Raw genomic sequence first — 16,403 nt, 5'->3', positions numbered from 1 at the left:
GCCCTACGTCTCGTACAGGCCCTCCACCGCCTCCGCGAAGTCCCGCACGATCACGTCGCGGCGCAGCTTCATCGAGGGGGTCAGGTGGCCCTCCCACTCCGTGAAGTCCCTCGGCAGGACGGCGAAGCGGCGGATGGACTCCGGGCGGGAGACGAGTCTGTTGGCCTCGTCGACGGCGCGCTGGAGGACCGCGTGCACCTCCTCGTCGTCGACGAGCAACTCCGGCGGCACCGGGTGCTTGCCGTTCATGCGGCGCCAGTGGTCGACGCCCTGGACGTCGAGGGTGAAGAGGGCACAGACGTAGGGGCGGCGGTCGCCCAGCACGATGCACTGGGAGATCAGGGGGTGGGAGCGCAGCCAGTTCTCCAGCGGGGCCGGGGCCACGCTCTTGCCGCCCGCGGTGATCAGGAGCTCCTTCTTGCGGCCGGTGATCGTCAGATAGCCCTCGTCGTCCAGGCTGCCGAGGTCGCCGGTGGCGAACCAGCCGTCGGGGGCGGCCGGGACGACGCCGCCCGCCTGCGGGTCCCAGTAGCCGTGCAGGACCTGCTCGCCGGCGACCAGGATCTCGCCGTCGGCGGCTATCCGGACGCGGGTGCCGGGCAGCGGCCAGCCGACCGTGCCGAGGCGCGGCTTGAGCGGCGGGGTCACCGTCGCCGCGGCCGTGGTCTCGGTGAGGCCGTAGCCCTCGAAGATCTCGATGCCGGCCCCGGCGTAGAAGGCGGCCAGGCGGCGGCCGAGCGGGGAGCCGCCGCAGATGGCGTACTTGACGCGGCCGCCCATCGCGTTGCGAATCTTGCGGTAGACGAGCGGGTCGTAGAAGGAGCGGGCGGTCTTCAGGCCGCGGCCGGGGCCGCCGCCCTCGCCGGTCTGGCGGGCCTCCGTGGCCTCGCCGTAGCGCACGGCCACTGAGACGGCGCGGTCGAAGGCAAAGGCGCGGCCGCCGGACTCGGCCTTGGCACGGGCGCTGTTGAAGACCTTCTCCAGCATGTACGGGATGGTGAGGAGGCAGGTCGGGCGGAAGGCGGCCAGGTCCGGGAGCAGGTCCTCGGGCTTCAGGCTCGGGGCGTGGCCCAGGCGGACGCGGGCGCGGACGCAGGCCACGGCGACCATGCGGCCGAAGACGTGGGACATCGGCAGGAAGAGCAGGATCGAGGGCTCCTCGCCCGTCTTCGCCTTGAAGACGGGGTAGAGCAGCTCGATGGCGTTGTCGACCTCGGCGAAGAAGTTGCCGTGGGTGAGCGCGCAGCCCTTGGGGCGGCCGGTGGTGCCCGAGGTGTAGATCAGGGTGGCGAGGGTGGACGGGCCGAGCATGCCGCGGCGTACGTCGATCTCCGCGTCCGGCACCCGCTCGCCCAGCTCCGCCAGCCGCTCCACGTGCCCCTTGTCCATGACCCACAGGTGCTTGAGATCGGGGATCCGGTCCAGTTCGGGACCGAGGGCCGCGGCCTGCGCGGTGGTCTCGGTGACCAGGGTGACCGCGCCGGAGTCCTGGAGGATCCAGCGGGTCTGGAAGAGGGAGGAGGTCGGGTAGACCGGGACGGTGACCAGACCGGCCGCCCAGGCGGCGAAGTCCAGCAGCGTCCACTCGTACGTCGTCCGGGCCATGATCGCGATGCGGTCGCCCGGCGTCAGGCCCTCGGCGATCATGCCCCTGGCCACCGCCAGCACCTGCGCGGCGAACTGTGCCGCCGTCACCTCGGACCAGTCCCCGTCCGGCGACCTGCGGCTGAGCACCACCTGGTCCGGGACGGCCGCCGCGTTGTCGAAGGGCAGGTCGGCGAGGGAGCCGCGCCGCACCGGCGGGGCGAAGGGGGGTACGTACGCCTCCCGCACAGCCCCGTCCAGCCGCCGCGTCTCGGGCCGCACCAGGGTGGGGCCGGGCGAGTCGGCGTAGGCGGCGGACGCGGCGAAGGAGGGAAGCGGGGTGGACACGGGCGGCTCCTGGAACGGGCAGCGGCGACACTGCGAACGTGCAGCGGCGACACTGCTCTGCTGGCGACCGCGCGGTCGGCGGTGCTCTGCTGCATGACGTACGTGCCTCGCGCGCCGAGGCGTTCATCGCCGGGTCCGCGGACGTGGGTCACCGGCGGTCAGGTGGGGATCGTACGGTTCCCTCGTGGGGAGTTGGTGCGGGTTCCGGGACGGTCCCGCGCCGGGGGTGTGCAGTCTTGGGGGTTACCTGCCAGTAAGTCACGTTCTTTCCAGTATGGCCGTCACGCCCTGGCCGCCCGCCGCGCAGACCGAGATCAGTCCGCGTCCCGGCCCCCCGCGCTCGGCGAGCAGCCCGGCCAGCGTCGCCACGATGCGGGCGCCGGTCGCGGCGAAGGGGTGGCCGGTGGCCAGGGAGGACCCGGCCGTGTTCAGGCGGGCGCGGTCCACCGGGGCCAGGCCCCGCTTCTCCCAGGCGGCGAGCGTGGCCAGCACCTGGGAGGCGAAGGCCTCATGGATCTCGACCAGGTCGAAGTCCTCGATCCCGAGCCCGGCCCGCTCCAGCATCCGCGGGACCGCGTACGCCGGGGCCATCAGCAGACCGTCCTCGCCGCCCGCGACGTCGCCGCCCGCGAAGTCCACGGCCGCCGTCTCGTACGCCGTGAGGTACGCCAGCGGCTCCAGCCCCCGCGCCTCGGCCCACTCCTCGCTCGCCAGCAGCACCGTCGCCGCGCCGTCCGTCAGGGGCGTCGAGTTGCCCGCCGTCATGGTGGGGCCGGGGGCGTCCAGGCCGAACACCGGCTTCAGCGCCGCCAGTTTCGCGGCGGTGGAGCCGGGGCGCAGGTTCTGGTCGCGGGCCAGCCCCCGGAAGGGGGCCACCAGGTCCTGGAAGAAGCCCCGCTCGTACGCCGCCGCCAGCCGCTGGTGGCTGGTGGCGGCCAGCTCGTCCTGGGCCTCGCGGGTGATGCCCCAGGCGCGGGCGGTCACGGCCGCGTGCTCGCCCATCGACAGGCCGGTGCGGGGCTCGGCGTTGCGCGGGATGTCGGGGACCAGGTGGGCCGGGCGGATCTTCACCAGCGCCCTGGCCCGGCCGCCGGCGGACTTCGCCCGGCGGGCCTCCAGGAGGATGCGGCGCAGGCGGTCGTTGACGCCGAGCGGCGCGTCGCTGGCGGTGTCGGCGCCGCCCGCGACCGCCGACTCAATCTGGCCGAGGGCGATCTTGTTGGCGGCGGCGATCACGGCCTGGAGTCCGGTGCCGCAGGCCTGCTGGATGTCGTAGGCGGGGGTGCGCGGGTCGAGGGCCGAGCCGAGGACCGTCTCGCGGGCGAGGTTGTAGTCGCGGCTGTGCTTGAGGACCGCGCCGGCCACGAACTCGCCGACGGCGCCCGGCTCCGTCAGGCCGTGGCGCCCGACGAGGCCGTCGAGGGCCGCGGTGAGCATCTCCTGGTTGGAGGCGGTGGCGTACGGCCCGTCGGAGCGGGCGAAGGGGACGCGTGCGCCACCGACGACCGCGACGCGGCGCGCCTGTGGCGGCTGCGGCTTCAGGGGGCTCATCTCGACCTTCTCCTCACCCGTGACATAGGCTTACCTACGGTAACCTTACTCCAGAGTAAGCACAGCGTCAGCGCCACCTACACAGCCGTTGGGGAGACAGGACATGGCCGACCGCTATCTCAGCTTCACCGGCACCGCACCCGGCCGCTTCCTCACCCGCCGCCTCGGCCTGCCGCAGCCCGCACAGCTGCGGCGCGACGCGCTCACCGGCGGCCTGCTGCACCTCGCGGCCGGCAAGACGGAACTCGACCTCGCGTCCGTGCTGGACCGCACGGGCCTCGCCCCGGACACGGACGGACACCCCGCCGCCGTCGTCCTCGACGCCACCGGCGTCCGCGACGTCGACACGCTCGCCGAGGTGCACGCCGCCCTGCACCCCGTCGTACGGTCCGTCGCCACCAGCGGCCGGGTCGTGGTGCTCGGCGCCCCGCTCGACCCCGCCGACCACCACCAGGCAGCCGTGCAGCAGGCGTTGGAGGGCTTCACCCGCTCGCTCGGCAAGGAGATCGGACGCGGCCGGACGGTCAACCTCGTCCGCCTCACCGACGCGTCCGCCGCCGAGTCCACCCTGCGCTTCCTCCTCTCCCCCGCCTCCGCCTACGTCAGCGGCCAGGTGATCGAGGTCGGCCCCGCGGCCGGCTCCCCCACCGCCGTACCCGACGACGCCGAACTGCCCCTCGCCGGGCGCACCGCGCTGGTCACCGGCGCCGCGCGCGGCATCGGCGCGGCCGTCGCCGGGTCCCTGGCCGGGCGGGGCGCCCGGGTCGTCGTCCTCGACGTGCCGCAGGCCGGGCAGGAGGCGCGCCGGCTCGCCGAACGCCTCGGCGGCACCGCCCTCGCCCTGGACATCACTGCCGCCGACGCGGGCGAGCGCATCGCCGCCGCCGTGCCCGGCGGGCTGGACGTCCTCGTCCACAACGCCGGCATCACCCGCGACCGGCGTCTGGCCAACATGCCCGCCGAACGCTGGAGTTCCGTCCTCGACGTCAACCTCGCGAGCGTCCTGCGCACCACGGACGCGCTGCTCGCGGCGGGCGCGGTCAACCGGGGCGGCCGGATCGTGGCGACGGCCTCGATCGCGGGGCTCGCGGGCAACGCGGGGCAGACCAACTACGGCGCGAGCAAGGCGGGGATCGCCGGCCTGGTCCGCTCCCTCGCGCCGCGCGCGCTCGCCGGGCACGGGGTGACGGTGAACGCGGTGGCGCCGGGCTTCATCGAGACGAAGATGACGGCGGCGGTCCCGCTGTTCATCCGCGAGGCCGGCCGCCGCATGAACTCCCTGGGCCAGGGCGGCCTGCCGGTGGACGTCGCCGAGACCACCGCCTGGCTCGCGCACCCCGCCTCGGGCGCGGTCAACGGCCAGGTCGTACGGGTCTGCGGCCAGAGCCTGCTGGGGGCGTGATGACACACACGGCACGCCCGCCCGCCCTCGCGCCGCTCCTGCTGCGCGGCGCCCTGCTCTCGCCCCTCAAACGCCCCCGCACGGACGCGGACTTCCCCCGCACCCGGCTGGTACTGCCCGGCCTGCGGGTGGACCTGGCGCGGCTGGCGGCGTACGAGAGGGTGTGCGGCTTCCCGACCGGCGCGGACGCGCTGCCCGTGACGTACCCGCACGTACTGGGCTTCCCCTTGGCCATGCGCCTGATGAGCGGGCGGGACTTCCCGCTGCCGCTGCTCGGGCTCGTCCACACGTCGATCGGCATCACGCGGCGGGCCGCCATGCCCGCGACCGCCGAGTACGAAGTCAGCGTCCACGTCGAGGGCCTGGCCCCGCACCGGCGCGGCACCGAGGCCGCGGTGGTGACGGAGCTGCGCACCGGCGGCGGGAACGAGCCGGTGTGGGAGTCGCGCAGTACGTACCTGGCGCGGCACCGGGTGGACGGGAGCGCGGCACCGCGCGGCCCCGAGCCGGCCGCCGCGAACCCGCGAGACCACGACCCGGCCGCCCCGGACACCGAGCCGCTGCCCGTCCGGGCCGAGTGGCGCCTCGCCGGTGACGTCGGGCGGCGTTACGGTGCCGCCTCCGGCGACCGCAACCCGATCCATCTGCACCCGCTCACCGCCCGCCTGTTCGGCTTCCCGCGGGCCATCGCACACGGCATGTGGACCGTGGCCCGCTGCCTCGCCGAGCACGGGACGCCGGACGCGGCCGTGGTGCGGGCCCGGTTCCGGGCGCCGGTGCTGCTGCCGGGGACGGTGGCGTACGGGGCGGGGGGCGGGCGGTTCGAGCTGCGCGGCGGGGACGGACGCCGGCTGCACCTGTCCGGTCAGGCCGGGCCCTACCCGGCCTGAACCGGCACCGCCGGCGCCCCCGACTCGGAACCGGTCTCGGCATCGGCCTCCGTCCCGGTCTCCTGGGGCGGTGCCCAGGGCCGGCCCGCCATCAGGTCGCCCAGCCCCGCCCAGGCGAAGTTCATCAGGGTCGCCGCCGCCTGCTTGGCGGTGACGCCCTCGGTGGCGCCGGCCCAGTCGGCGAGCGACTCGGCCGCGCCGACCAGCGCCTCGGCCAGCCCCGCGACCTCGCCCTCGGGCAGGTGCGGGCGGCCGTGCGCCTCCCGCGCCGCGGCCGCGATCAGCTGGGTCACGAACGCGACGATGTCCTCGCGCATCGCCGCGACCTCGGCGGCGAACCGCTCGCCGTGGGTGCGGGCGTGGAGGTGCAGCACCCGCCAGGCGTCCGGGTTGCTCGCGGTGTGGGTGAAGAACGCCCGCAGCCCCGACCAGAGTTGTCCGTCGGCGGGCAGTCCCGGCCGTACACCGGCGCGCACGGCCTCGGTGAGGGCCCGGGACTCGCGGCGGACGCAGGCGCTGAAGAGGTCGTCCTTCGAGTTCAGGTACAGGTACACCAGCGGCTTGGAGACACCGGCCAGTTCGGCGATCTCGTCCATCGACGCCGCCATGTACCCGCGCTGTCCGAAGATCCGCACGGCGGCGTCCAGCATCTGCTGCTCACGGACCGCCCGCGGCATCCGCTTGGTCTTCCCTGCACCCATAGGCATCAGCGTACGGTCCGCGCGGCGGTGATCAGGCCGTCCGCGCTCCGGCGGCCTCCCAGGCCGCCTCGATCATCCGGAAGACCTCCTCCACCGCCGCCCGGGGATCGTCCGCCTCGCGGGCCAGCGCGTGGGCGTCGACGACGAACCTCGCGAGCGCCCGGCAGGCCGTCGTGGTCCGCGGCAGGCCGAGGTCGGCGGCGACGGCCGCCGCCAGGGACTCCGCGTGGCGCAGCCTCATCGACTCCTCGTACTGCCGCAGCGCGGGCGACGCGTCGATCATGCGCCAGACCGGGGCGGCCTCGGGCGCCGCGCAGTGCGCCACGAGAGCGTGCACCTCGCGGCGCAGCGCGGGGATCAGCGGCTCGTCCGGCGCCCGGCCGGTGACGGCCCCGGTGAGGCGCCGCTCGAAGTCCGGGTCCCGCTCGAAGACCAGGGCCTCTTTGGCGGCGAAGTGGGAGAAGAGCGTGGTGACGGCCACGTCGGCCTCGGCGGCCACCTCCCGGATGCCCACCGCGTCGTACCCGCGCTCCAGGAAGAGGCGCAGGGCGGTGTCGGCGATCTTCTGCCGGGTCGCGGCCTTCTTGCGCTCACGGCGTCCGGTCGGCACGGTCGTCATGACCCCAAAGCTATCAGGTGCGAAATCGAACCCGTTTCAAAACACTAACGGTTAGTGCTACGGTCGGCCGCATGAGGAAAGTGAGCTTCGCCGAGTTCGGCGGTCCGGAAGTCCTCGAACTCCTGGACGCCGAGGAGCCCCACGCGGGCCCCGGTCAGATACGCGTCGCCGTGCGGGCGGCGGGCGTGAACCCCGTCGACTGGAGGCTGCGTGAGGGCCAGGTCCTGGGCGCCCATCCGATCGAGCTGCCCGCCGGGGTCGGGCTGGACGCCGCCGGGGTGGTGGACGAGGTCGGTGAGGGCGTCGACGGTGTGGAGCCCGGTGATCCGGTGTTCGGCGAGGGCGTCGACACCTACGCCGAGTTCGCCGTGCTGTCGGCCTGGGCCCGGATGCCCGAGGGCCTGACGTTCGAGGAGGCGGCCGGGTACCCGTCCGTCGTGGAGACCGCGCTGCGCGTCATCCGCGAGGTGGGGGTGCGGCCCGGACAGACGCTGCTGGTCAGCGGCGCGTCCGGCGGAGTCGGGTCGGCGGTGCTGCAGAGCGCCCGCGACCGCGGCATCGCGGTGATCGGCACGGCCGGTGCCGCCAACCAGGACTACCTGCGGGAGCTGGGCGCCGTACCCACGACGTACGGCGAGGGATGGGTCGAGCGGGTGCGCGGGCTCGGCCGCGTGGACGCGGCGCTCGATCTGGCCGGCTCCGGGGTGATCGGCGAGCTGGTCGAGCTGACCGGGGACCCGCGGCGGGTGGTCTCCATCGCCGATCTCGGCGCGCCGGAGTTCGGCGTCCGGTTCTCCGGTACGGCCGGGAGCGTGCCGGACGCGCTGGCCGAGGCGGTGGACCTGATCACGCGGGGCCGGCTCCACATCCCGGTCGAGAAGGCGTACCCGCTCGCCGATGCCGCGGCGGCGCACGTCGACAGCCGGGCGGGGCACACGCGCGGGCGCCGGGTCCTGGTGGTCTGACGGCGGCCGTGGCGGCGTCAGGGCCGGCGCGGTGGGCGTGGAAGCGAGAACGGGCCGGTCCCCCTCCCCGTGCGTGTCGCACGGGGAGGGGGACCGGCCCGTTCGCCTGTCGGAACGAGGTCAGGCGGCGGCCGGAACCGGCTCCGGCACCTGCTTCTCCCGCTCGCGCTCCGGCTCGTCGATCGGCGAGCTGTGCGCCTCGTCGTAGGCCTTGCGGTCGAGCAGTCCCTCGCGGGCCGAGACGATGACCGGGACGAGAGCTTGGCCGGCCACGTTCGTCGCCGTGCGCATCATGTCCAGGATCGGGTCGATGGCGAGGAGGAGGCCGACGCCCTCCATGGGCAGGCCCAGCGTGGACAGGGTCAGGGTCAGCATCACCGTGGCGCCGGTGAGGCCGGCCGTGGCGGCGGAGCCGACCACCGAGACGAAGGCGATCAGGAGGTAGTCGCCGACGCCGAGGTCGATGCCGAAGATCTGCGCGACGAAGATCGCGGCGATCGCCGGGTAGACCGCGGCGCAGCCGTCCATCTTGGTCGTCGCGCCGAACGGCACGGCGAAGGACGCGTACTCCTTCGGGACGCCGAGGCGCTCGGTGACCTTCTGGGTCAGCGGCATGGTGCCGACGGACGAGCGGGAGACGAAGGCCAGCTGGATCGCGGGCCAGGCGCCCTTGAAGAACTGCAGCGGGTTGAGCTTGGCGACGGTGGCGAGCAGCGCCGGGTAGACCACGAACAGCACGATGGCGCAGCCGACGTAGATGTCGGCGGTGAAGGTGGCGTACTTGCCGATGAGGTCCCAGCCGTAGGTGGCGATGGCCTTGCCGATGAGGCCGATCGTGCCGATCGGGGCGAGGCGGATGACCCACCACAGGGCCTTCTGGAGGAGTTCGAGGACGGACTCGCTCAGGTTGAGGATCGGCTGGGCCCTCTCGCCGAGCTGGAGGGCGGCGATGCCGGCGACGGCGGCCATGAAGACGATCTGCAGGACGTTCAGGTCGGTGAACGGCGTGATGACGTCGGTCGGCACGATGCCGGTCAGGAAGTCGATCCAGGACCCGGTGTTCTCGGGCTTGGCGCCGTCGGCCGGGGTGAGGCCGGTGCCGGCGCCGGGGTTGGTGACCAGGCCGATGACGAGGCCGATGGCCACCGCGATCAGCGACGTGATCATGAACCAGAGGAGGGTGCGGGACGCCAGGCGGGCCGCGTTGTTGACCTTCCGCAGGTTGGTGATCGACACCAGGATGGCGAAGAAGACGAGCGGTGCGACGGCCAGCTTCAGCAGGCCGATGAAGAGGTCACCGACCTTCTCCAGGGTGGTGACGAGCCAGGATATGTCCTGGCTGCGGGCCAGCCAGCCCAGCAGGACGCCGAGGACGAGACCGGCGAGTATCTGGGCCCAGAAGGGCACCTTGAAGGACTTCTTGGCCGGGGACTGGGCGGAAGGCTTCGCGGGCGACGGATTCGCGGGCGAGGAAGAGGACACGGACAGACTCCGTAGGGGACGGGACGCGGGGGACGGACGCGCAGGGCTGACGTGGAGAACGACGGGATGAGGAGGAACGTCAGGGGCGACAGTTCGCGGACGCGCACCGACAGAGGTCCACGTGCAGGCGCGCCACGAGCGCGAGGCTCGGGGGTGTGTGGGGCGCGGCTGCGTGCTTCATGCACACGACTTTAACACCAGTGCTTTGGGGCCCTCAAAGCCTCACTTTGAGAGGCTGGAGGCCGGCTCCTGCCCGTAAAACGCAGATCGCCCCGGTTTTCCGCGGAATGCGGGAACCGGGGCGTACGTGGGTGTGACGGACGTTACGAGGTCTGGCCCTGCGCCCTCGCGGAGTCGTCGGCGACGTCCTCCTGGCCGCGGTTGGCCTCCAGGTTGGTCTTGAAGCGGTCGACCCGGTTCACGACCTGCACCGAGGCCCGGTCCCGCTCCTTGCGCAGCGCGACGTAGCTGATGGGGGCGGAGACCAGCAGGGCGAGCAGGATGATCCACATGCCGTTGGAGTCGCCGAGTCCGCGCGGGAACACGCCGACGTAGACGAGTCCCCAGACGGCCACGAGGCAGCCGACGAAGATCCCGAGGCGCATCAGCGTGTAGCGGAGCATCTCAATCCACTCTTCCGTTTCTGGCACAAAGAGGCACTGTCCAGTGAAGCATGCCGGGCCGCCCGCCCCGCAGGGGGGTCGGCTCAGGCCAGCGGCAGCAGCATGAAGACGTCGTCGCGGTCGTCGCCGGGAGCCACCCGGATCGCGCCGGGCACCCGGCCGACCTCCTTGTAGCCGCAGGACTCGTAGAACCGCTCCAGTCCGAGGCCGCCCCGGCAGGTGAGCCGGATCGCCTCGACACCGTCGAGGGTGCGGGCCGCGTCCGCGGCGGCGGCCATCAGGTCCCGGCCGTAGCCCCGGCCCTGGTGGCGCGGGTGGACCATCACCGTGTAGAGCCACAGCCAGTGGGTCATCAGCCGGTGGGTGTTCAGGGTGAGGAACGCGGTGGCGGCCACGCGGCCGGCTTCGTCGTGCCCGACGAGGAGGCGGGTACGGCCCTCGGCCATGGCGACCATGTGCTTGACCAGCTCGGGGCGGATGTCCTCCCGGGTCGCCGGCGGGACGAAGCCGACGGAGCCGCCCGCGTCGGTGACGTCGGTCCACAGGTCGAGTACGCCGTCGCGCAGGTCCGGGGTGAGGGCGGGATCGAGAGTGAAAGTAAGGGACACAGCCCCATCGTAACCATTACTCGGCGAGTGCCCGGGTCGCCACCTCCAGATCGGAGACCAGTCCCCGGTAGGCCCCGTCCCGGTCCTCGGCCCGCAGCACCGCCGAGGGGTGCACGGTCGGCACCAGCCGTTCGAGGCGCCCGTGGACCTCCTCCTCCAGCACCGTGCCGCGCACCTGCGTGACCCGGAACGAGGAGCCGAGCAGCGCCTTGCCGGCCGTCGCGCCGAGCACCACGATCAGTTCGGGCTCCACCCGGTCCAGCTCGGCGGCCAGCCAGGGCCCGCAGGCGGTCGTCTCGCGCAGGGTGGGCGCCTTGTGGATGCGGCGCTTGCGGGGTTCGGCCCGCGTGAACTTGAAGTGCTTGACGGCGTTCGTGACGTAGGCGTCCGCCGGGTCGAGGCCGGCCTCCGCCAGCGCCCGGTCGAGGAGCCTGCCGGCGGGGCCGACGAAGGGTTCGCCCGCCCGGTCCTCCTGGTCGCCGGGCTGCTCACCGACGAGCATGACGCGGGCGGTCGCCTTGCCGGCGCCGAAGACGGTCTGGGTGGCGTCCCGGTGCAGGGGACAGCCGCGGCAGTCGACGGCCGCCCGGCGCAGGGCGGGGAGACCGCCGCGCTTCGGAACGAAGGGTTCGGCGGTGTAGGCGTCCTCGGTACCGGCCATGGGGTCCGACTACCCGCCATGGGGATTCGGACCCGTGCCGGGTGCGGGTGGGTGGGGGCTGGTCGCGCAGTTCCCCGCGCCTCTGTCAGGGGCGCGGGGAACTGCGCGAGCGACCACCCACCGGCCCGCACCCGGCGGACAGCCGCACCGCCCCTTGTCACACCCGCATCGGCTGCGGAGACTCCCGGCGCCCCGCGTCGGGACCGTCGTACTCCCTGAGGACCTCGTACCGCGTGTTCCGCTCCACCGGCCGGAACCCCGCGTCGCGGATCAGGTCGAGCAGGTCCTCGCGCGTCAGCTTGTTCGGCGTGCCGAAGTCGTCCGCGTCGTGCGTGATCTTGTACTCGACGACCGAGCCGTCCATGTCGTCGGCGCCGTGCTGGAGGGCCAGCTGCGCGGTCTGGACGCCGTGCATGACCCAGAAGACCTTGACGTGCGGGACGTTGTCGAACAGCAGCCGCGACACCGCGAAGGTCTTCAGCGCCTCCGCGCCGGTCGCCATCTGCGTGCGCGCCTGGAGTCGGTTCCTGACCTTGCCGTCCTTCAGGTCCACGAAGTCGTGCTGGTAGCGCAGCGGGATGAAGACCTGGAAGCCGTTCGTCTCGTCCTGGAGCTCACGCAGGCGCAGTACGTGGTCCACGCGGTGGCGCGGCTCCTCGATGTGGCCGTAGAGCATGGTGCACGGGGTCTTCAGGCCCTTCTCGTGGGCCAGGCGGTGGATGCGCGACCAGTCCTCCCAGTGGGTGCGGTGGTCGACGATGTGCTGCCGCACCTCCCAGTCGAAGATCTCGGCGCCGCCGCCGGTCAGGGACTCCAGACCGGCGTCGATCAGCTCGTCGAGGATGTCGGAGGCGGACATCCCGGAGATGGTCTCGAAGTGGTGGATCTCGGTGGCGGTGAACGCCTTGAGCGACACGCCCGGCAGCGCGGCCTTCAGTTCCCTGAGCGAGCGCGGGTAGTAGCGCCACGGGAGGTTCGGGTGCAGGCCGTTGACGATGTGCAGCTCGGTGAGGTTCTCGCCCTCCATCTCCTTGGCGAGCTTCACCGCCTCCTCGATGCGCATCGTGTACGCGTCCTTCTCGCCCGGCTTGCGCTGGAAGGAGCAGTACGCGCAGGACGCGGTGCACACGTTGGTCATGTTGAGGTGACGGTTGACGTTGAAGTGGACGACGTCGCCGTTCTTGCGCGTCCGCACCTCGTGCGCGAGGCCGCCGAGCCAGGCCAGGTCGTCCGACTCGTACAGCGCGATGCCGTCCTCGCGGGTCAGCCGCTCCCCGGAGCGGACCTTCTGCTCCAGCTCCCGCTTGAGCCCGGCGTCCATGCGATACCTCTTTCTGAGACAGACTCCGTAAACCGTACGCCCCGCTCGCTACACCTCTTCGGGCAGCTCGCCCACGCGGTTCTCCCACTTGGTGGAGAGCACGATGGTGGTACGGGTCCGGGAGACGCCCTTCGTCCCCGACAGGCGCCGGATGATGCTCTCCAGGCCGTCCACGTCGGCCGCGCGCACCTTGAGCATGTAGGAGTCGTCGCCGGCGATGAACCAGCAGTCCTCGATCTCCTGCAGCTCCCGCAGCCGCTGTGCCACGTCCTCGTGGTCGGCCGCGTCGGAGAGCGAGACGCCGACGAGGGCGGTGACGCCGAGGCCGAGCGAGGCGGCGTCCACGGTGGCCCGGTAACCGGTGATGACGCCGGCCGCCTCCAGCCGGTTGATGCGGTCGGTGACGCTGGGTCCCGACAGTCCGACGAGGCGCCCCAGCTCCGCGTACGAGGCCCGGCCGTTCTCCCTCAGGGCCTGGATGAGCTGCCTGTCCACCGCGTCCATGCGATCGAAGCCTTCCACTGAAGAGTTCTGAAGATGTGGGTAACAAACGTGTGGGGGGAGGTGGTGCTCAGGTGGCGGGGCGGGCCCCTCCGAGGTCGCCGCTCCAGCGGCGGTAGAGGCCGTGCCCGACGCCCGCCGCGTCGAGGACGCGTCCGGCGACGAAGTCGACCAGGTCCTGGATGTGCGTCGCCCCCGCGTAGAAGGCCGGCGAGGCGGGCACCACGGTCGCGCCCGCGTCGTCCAGTGTCACCAGGTGCCTGAGGGTCCGGCCGTCCAGCGGGGTCTCCCGGACGGCCACGACCAGCTTGCGGCGCTCCTTCAGGGTCACGCTCGCCGACCGCTGCAACAGGTCCTTCGACAGCCCGAGGGCGACACCCGCCACACAGGCCGTCGACGCGGGCACGATCAGCATGCCCTTGACGGGGTACGACCCGGAGGACGGCCCGGCCGCGAGGTCGCCCGCGCTCCAGTGCCGCACCCGGTCACCGAAGACGTCCACGTCGAACGTGTCCGGCTTGCCGTCGGCCCCGCGCGCGAGCCAGGTGTGCAGGTCGTCGCGCCAGTGGGCGTCGCGGAAGGAGATGCCGGTCTCGTCGAGCAGGGTGAGCCGCGAGGCCCGGCTGACCACCAGGTCGACGCTCTCACCGGCGGCGAGCAGCGCGCGCAGCACGGCGGCGGCGTACGGGGTGCCGGACGCCCCGGAGACCCCCACGATCCAAGGCACGCGCTGCGTCTGTCCTGGGTTCATGATGCCGAGCCTAGTCGCAGGCTCAGGGTATTCAGACCGTGAGGCCCCGTACGAGCAGATCCAGCAGCGCGCAGACGAAGAGTGCGATGCCGATGAAGCCGTTGACGCTGAAGAACGCCCGGTTGAGGCGGGTCAGGTCGTGGGGGCGGACGATGGTGTGCTCGTAGGCGAACGCGGCCGCGACGATCAGCAGGCCGAGCCAGAAGAACGCGCCGGCGTCGGTGGCGACCGCGTACCAGGCGAACAGGGCCGTGGTGACCGTGTGGCAGGCGCGGGCGCCCCAGATCGCGGCCGGGATGCCGAAGCGGGCCGGGACCGACTTCACGCCGACCTGCCGGTCGGTCTCGACGTCCTGGCAGGCGTAGATCAGGTCGAAGCCGCCGATCCAGATGCCGACCGCGAGGCCGAGGATCACGGCGTCCCAGGACCACTCGCCGCTGATCGCCAGCCAGCCGCCGATCGGGCCCATGGCCTGCGCGAGACCGAGGATGGCCTGCGGGAAGTTCGTGAACCGCTTGCCGTACGGGTAGACCACCATCGGGACGACGGCGATGGGGGCGAGGGCGAGGCAGAGCGGGTTGAGCAGGGCCGCCGCGCCCAGGAAGACGACCAGGGCGATCAGCGCGCCGGTCCAGGCGTGCTTGACCGACATGGCGCCGGTGACCAGTTCGCGGTGGGCGGTGCGCGGGTTGCGGGCGTCGATCTCGCGGTCGATGATCCGGTTGACCGCCATCGCGAAGGTGCGGAGGCCCACCATGGCGACGGTGACCAGGAGCAGCCGGCCCCAGTGGATGTTCTCGTCCCACATGTACATCGCGGTCAGCGCGGCGATGTACGCGAAGGGCAGGGCGAAGACCGAGTGCTCGATCATCACCAGGCGCAGGAACGCCTTGGTGCGCCCCGGCTGCTGCGGCAGCGCGGCGGAAGCCGACGTCACAGTCCGTACTCCTTCCAGCGGCGGTCGACCTTCGCCGCCGTCTCCGGGTCGGACAGCACCATGTCCGGCCAGCCCCCGTCTCGCGTGTACCCCTCCTCGGGCAGCTTCTTCGTGGCGTCGATGCCCGCCTTGCCGCCCCAGAACTGCTGGTAGGAGGCGTGGTCGAGGTGGTCGACCGGGCCTTCGACGACGGTGAGGTCGCGGGCGTAGTCGGTGTTGCCGAGCGCCCGCCAGGCGACCTCGTGCAGGTCGTGGACGTCGCAGTCGGAGTCGACGACCACGATCAGCTTGGTCAGGGACATCATGTGGGCGCCCCAGATGGCGTGCATGACCTTCTGGGCGTGCTTGGGGTACTTCTTGTCGATCGAGACGATCGCGCAGTTGTGGAAGCCGCCGGCCTCGGGCAGGTGGTAGTCCACGATGTCCGGGACGATGATCTTCAGCAGGGGCAGGAAGAACCGCTCCGTGGCCCGGCCGAGGGGGCCGTCCTCCGTCGGCGGGCGCCCGACCACGATCGACTGGAGCAGCGGACGCTTCCGCATCGTCACGCAGTCGATCTTCAGGGCGGGGAACGGCTCCTGCGGGGTGTAGAAGCCGGTGTGGTCGCCGAAGGGGCCCTCGGGGAGCATCTCGCCGGGCTCCAGCCAGCCCTCGATGACGACCTCGGCCTGCGCCGGGACCTGGAGCGGGACGGTCTTGCAGTCGACCATCTCGATCCGCTTGCCCTGGAGGAACCCGGCGAACAGGTACTCGTCGATGTCGCCGGGGAGCGGGGCGGTGGAGGCGTACGTCACGGCGGGCGGGCAGCCGAAGGCGATGGCGACGGGCAGCCGCTCGCCCCTCCTGGCCGCCACCTGGTAGTGGTTCCGGCTGTCCTTGTGGATCTGCCAGTGCATGCCGATGGTGCGCTTGTCGTGGCGCTGGAGCCGGTACAGGCCCAGGTTGCGGATGCCCGTCTCCGGGTCCTTGGTGTGGGTGAGCCCGAGGTTGAAGAAGGAGCCGCCGTCGTCGGGCCAGGTGAAGAGGGCGGGGAGCCGGTCGAGGTCCACGTCGTCGCCGTGCAGGACGACCTCCTGGACCGGCGCGCTGTCGCCCTTGACCTTCTTCGGCGGTACGTGCGTCATCGCGCCGAGCTTCCCGAAGGCCTCGCGCACGCCGACGAAGCCCTGCGGCAGCTCGGGCTTCAGCAGCCCGCCGATCTTGTCCGAGATGTCGGAGTACGACTTCAGGCCCAGGGCCTTGAGCAGGCGCCGGTCGGTGCCGAAGACGTTCATCGCGAGGGGCATGTCGGAGCCCTTCACGTTCTCGAAGAGCAGGGCGGGGCCGCCGGCCTTGTTCACCCGGTCGACGATCTCCCCGACCTCCAGGTACGGGTCCACCTCGGCCTTGATGCGCTTGAGGTCGCCCTCGCGCTCCAGAGCCCTGAGCAGGGAGCGAAGATCGTCGTAAGCCATGCGGT

17 protein-coding genes are annotated in these 16,403 nt (G+C 72.4%); 3 read left to right on the top strand and 14 right to left on the bottom strand.

What is annotated here, in order from left to right; all coding sequences use genetic code 11:
• Positions 1–3 precede the first annotated feature (3 nt).
• On the bottom strand, positions 4–1,932 hold the full coding sequence (locus tag M6G08_RS10955) for an AMP-dependent synthetase/ligase (protein ID WP_272586977.1): 1,929 nt from the start codon (positions 1,930–1,932) through the stop codon (positions 4–6).
• A gap of 258 nt (positions 1,933–2,190) precedes the next feature.
• Positions 2,191–3,483 carry an acetyl-CoA C-acetyltransferase gene (locus tag M6G08_RS10950; RefSeq protein ID WP_272586976.1) on the bottom strand — a complete coding sequence of 431 codons (1,293 nt, stop codon included), beginning with the start codon at positions 3,481–3,483 and terminating at the stop codon, positions 2,191–2,193.
• 103 nt (positions 3,484–3,586) lie between these two features.
• On the opposite strand from M6G08_RS10950, the gene M6G08_RS10945 reads away from it, so the two are divergent.
• Together M6G08_RS10945 and M6G08_RS10940 are read left to right on the top strand one after the other, a co-directional pair.
• Positions 3,587–4,885: a 3-oxoacyl-ACP reductase gene (locus M6G08_RS10945; RefSeq protein ID WP_272586975.1), complete on the top strand. Its 1,299-nt coding sequence runs from the start codon at positions 3,587–3,589 to the stop codon at positions 4,883–4,885.
• A complete protein-coding gene (locus tag M6G08_RS10940) occupies positions 4,885–5,775 on the top strand; it encodes a MaoC/PaaZ C-terminal domain-containing protein (protein WP_272586974.1) in 891 nt (296 codons plus the stop codon). The genes M6G08_RS10945 and M6G08_RS10940 overlap by 1 nt, the downstream gene beginning before the upstream one ends.
• Here M6G08_RS10940 and M6G08_RS10935 read toward each other — a convergent pair.
• Both M6G08_RS10935 and M6G08_RS10930 read right to left on the bottom strand, forming a co-directional pair.
• The gene (locus tag M6G08_RS10935) at positions 5,763–6,476 is read right to left on the bottom strand and encodes a TetR/AcrR family transcriptional regulator (RefSeq protein WP_272586973.1); all 714 of its coding nucleotides are present in this window, start codon (positions 6,474–6,476) and stop codon (positions 5,763–5,765) included. The two genes, M6G08_RS10940 and M6G08_RS10935, sit on opposite strands and share 13 nt — an antisense overlap.
• 31 nt (positions 6,477–6,507) lie before the next feature.
• The gene (locus M6G08_RS10930) at positions 6,508–7,095 is read right to left on the bottom strand and encodes a TetR/AcrR family transcriptional regulator (protein WP_272586972.1); all 588 of its coding nucleotides are present in this window, start codon (positions 7,093–7,095) and stop codon (positions 6,508–6,510) included.
• A gap of 71 nt (positions 7,096–7,166) precedes the next feature.
• Between M6G08_RS10930 and M6G08_RS10925 the strand changes: the two genes are divergently transcribed.
• Positions 7,167–8,060 (top strand): NADP-dependent oxidoreductase, encoded by an 894-nt coding sequence (locus tag M6G08_RS10925; protein WP_272586971.1) that lies wholly within the window; start codon positions 7,167–7,169, stop codon positions 8,058–8,060.
• 120 nt (positions 8,061–8,180) lie between these two features.
• Here the strand turns inward: M6G08_RS10925 and M6G08_RS10920 are convergent, their stop codons facing one another.
• The 10 genes from M6G08_RS10920 to M6G08_RS10880 all read right to left on the bottom strand — a co-directional run bounded on the left by M6G08_RS10920 (position 8,181) and on the right by M6G08_RS10880 (position 16,398).
• A complete protein-coding gene (locus M6G08_RS10920; RefSeq protein ID WP_443048778.1) occupies positions 8,181–9,542 on the bottom strand; it encodes a dicarboxylate/amino acid:cation symporter in 1,362 nt (453 codons plus the stop codon).
• Between the two features lie 79 nt (positions 9,543–9,621).
• Complete coding sequence (locus tag M6G08_RS35850) at positions 9,622–9,723, bottom strand: putative leader peptide (protein ID WP_328287003.1); 102 nt, start codon at positions 9,721–9,723, stop codon at positions 9,622–9,624.
• Between the two features lie 142 nt (positions 9,724–9,865).
• Positions 9,866–10,165, bottom strand: a complete 300-nt coding sequence (locus M6G08_RS10915) for a DUF4229 domain-containing protein (RefSeq protein ID WP_272586970.1) — start codon at positions 10,163–10,165, stop codon at positions 9,866–9,868.
• Between the two features lie 83 nt (positions 10,166–10,248).
• Positions 10,249–10,773 (bottom strand): GNAT family N-acetyltransferase, encoded by a 525-nt coding sequence (locus tag M6G08_RS10910; protein WP_272586969.1) that lies wholly within the window; start codon positions 10,771–10,773, stop codon positions 10,249–10,251.
• A gap of 16 nt (positions 10,774–10,789) precedes the next feature.
• The gene (locus M6G08_RS10905; RefSeq protein WP_272586968.1) at positions 10,790–11,434 is read right to left on the bottom strand and encodes a UdgX family uracil-DNA binding protein; all 645 of its coding nucleotides are present in this window, start codon (positions 11,432–11,434) and stop codon (positions 10,790–10,792) included.
• A 157-nt stretch (positions 11,435–11,591) separates the two neighbouring features.
• Positions 11,592–12,755, bottom strand: coding sequence for an aminofutalosine synthase MqnE (gene mqnE / locus M6G08_RS10900; RefSeq protein WP_272586967.1), 1,164 nt, complete (start codon positions 12,753–12,755; stop codon positions 11,592–11,594).
• Between the two features lie 48 nt (positions 12,756–12,803).
• Positions 12,804–13,259 (bottom strand): Lrp/AsnC family transcriptional regulator, encoded by a 456-nt coding sequence (locus M6G08_RS10895; protein ID WP_272586966.1) that lies wholly within the window; start codon positions 13,257–13,259, stop codon positions 12,804–12,806.
• A 67-nt stretch (positions 13,260–13,326) separates the two neighbouring features.
• Positions 13,327–13,983: a UbiX family flavin prenyltransferase gene (locus tag M6G08_RS10890; protein ID WP_272591309.1), complete on the bottom strand. Its 657-nt coding sequence runs from the start codon at positions 13,981–13,983 to the stop codon at positions 13,327–13,329.
• A 55-nt stretch (positions 13,984–14,038) separates the two neighbouring features.
• Entirely contained in the window at positions 14,039–14,944 is a 906-nt protein-coding gene (gene mqnP, locus M6G08_RS10885) for a menaquinone biosynthesis prenyltransferase MqnP (RefSeq protein WP_272586965.1), read from the bottom strand.
• Entirely contained in the window at positions 14,941–16,398 is a 1,458-nt protein-coding gene (locus M6G08_RS10880; protein WP_272586964.1) for a menaquinone biosynthesis decarboxylase, read from the bottom strand. The genes mqnP and M6G08_RS10880 overlap by 4 nt, the downstream gene beginning before the upstream one ends.
• Positions 16,399–16,403: the final 5 nt, after the last annotated feature.

Source organism: Streptomyces sp. M92 (assembly GCF_028473745.1).
Classification (GTDB): domain Bacteria; phylum Actinomycetota; class Actinomycetes; order Streptomycetales; family Streptomycetaceae; genus Streptomyces.
This window is presented reverse-complemented; position numbering and strand designations above follow the sequence as displayed.

What these genes read in the sequence shown, in the direction of transcription:
- M6G08_RS10950 (WP_272586976.1), bottom strand. Translation starts at nt 3,483, where the DNA reads ATGAGCCCCCTGAAGCCGCAGCCGCCACAGGCGCGCCGCGTCGCGGTC.
- M6G08_RS10945 (WP_272586975.1), top strand. Translation starts at nt 3,587, where the DNA reads ATGGCCGACCGCTATCTCAGCTTCACCGGCACCGCACCCGGCCGCTTC.
- M6G08_RS10940 (WP_272586974.1), top strand. Translation starts at nt 4,885, where the DNA reads ATGACACACACGGCACGCCCGCCCGCCCTCGCGCCGCTCCTGCTGCGC.
- M6G08_RS10935 (WP_272586973.1), bottom strand. Translation starts at nt 6,476, where the DNA reads ATGGGTGCAGGGAAGACCAAGCGGATGCCGCGGGCGGTCCGTGAGCAG.
- M6G08_RS10930 (WP_272586972.1), bottom strand. Translation starts at nt 7,095, where the DNA reads ATGACGACCGTGCCGACCGGACGCCGTGAGCGCAAGAAGGCCGCGACC.
- M6G08_RS10925 (WP_272586971.1), top strand. Translation starts at nt 7,167, where the DNA reads ATGAGGAAAGTGAGCTTCGCCGAGTTCGGCGGTCCGGAAGTCCTCGAA.
- M6G08_RS35850 (WP_328287003.1), bottom strand. Translation starts at nt 9,723, where the DNA reads ATGAAGCACGCAGCCGCGCCCCACACACCCCCGAGCCTCGCGCTCGTG.
- M6G08_RS10915 (WP_272586970.1), bottom strand. Translation starts at nt 10,165, where the DNA reads ATGCTCCGCTACACGCTGATGCGCCTCGGGATCTTCGTCGGCTGCCTC.
- M6G08_RS10905 (WP_272586968.1), bottom strand. Translation starts at nt 11,434, where the DNA reads ATGGCCGGTACCGAGGACGCCTACACCGCCGAACCCTTCGTTCCGAAG.
- mqnE (WP_272586967.1), bottom strand. Translation starts at nt 12,755, where the DNA reads ATGGACGCCGGGCTCAAGCGGGAGCTGGAGCAGAAGGTCCGCTCCGGG.
- M6G08_RS10895 (WP_272586966.1), bottom strand. Translation starts at nt 13,259, where the DNA reads ATGGACGCGGTGGACAGGCAGCTCATCCAGGCCCTGAGGGAGAACGGC.
- M6G08_RS10880 (WP_272586964.1), bottom strand. Translation starts at nt 16,398, where the DNA reads ATGGCTTACGACGATCTTCGCTCCCTGCTCAGGGCTCTGGAGCGCGAG.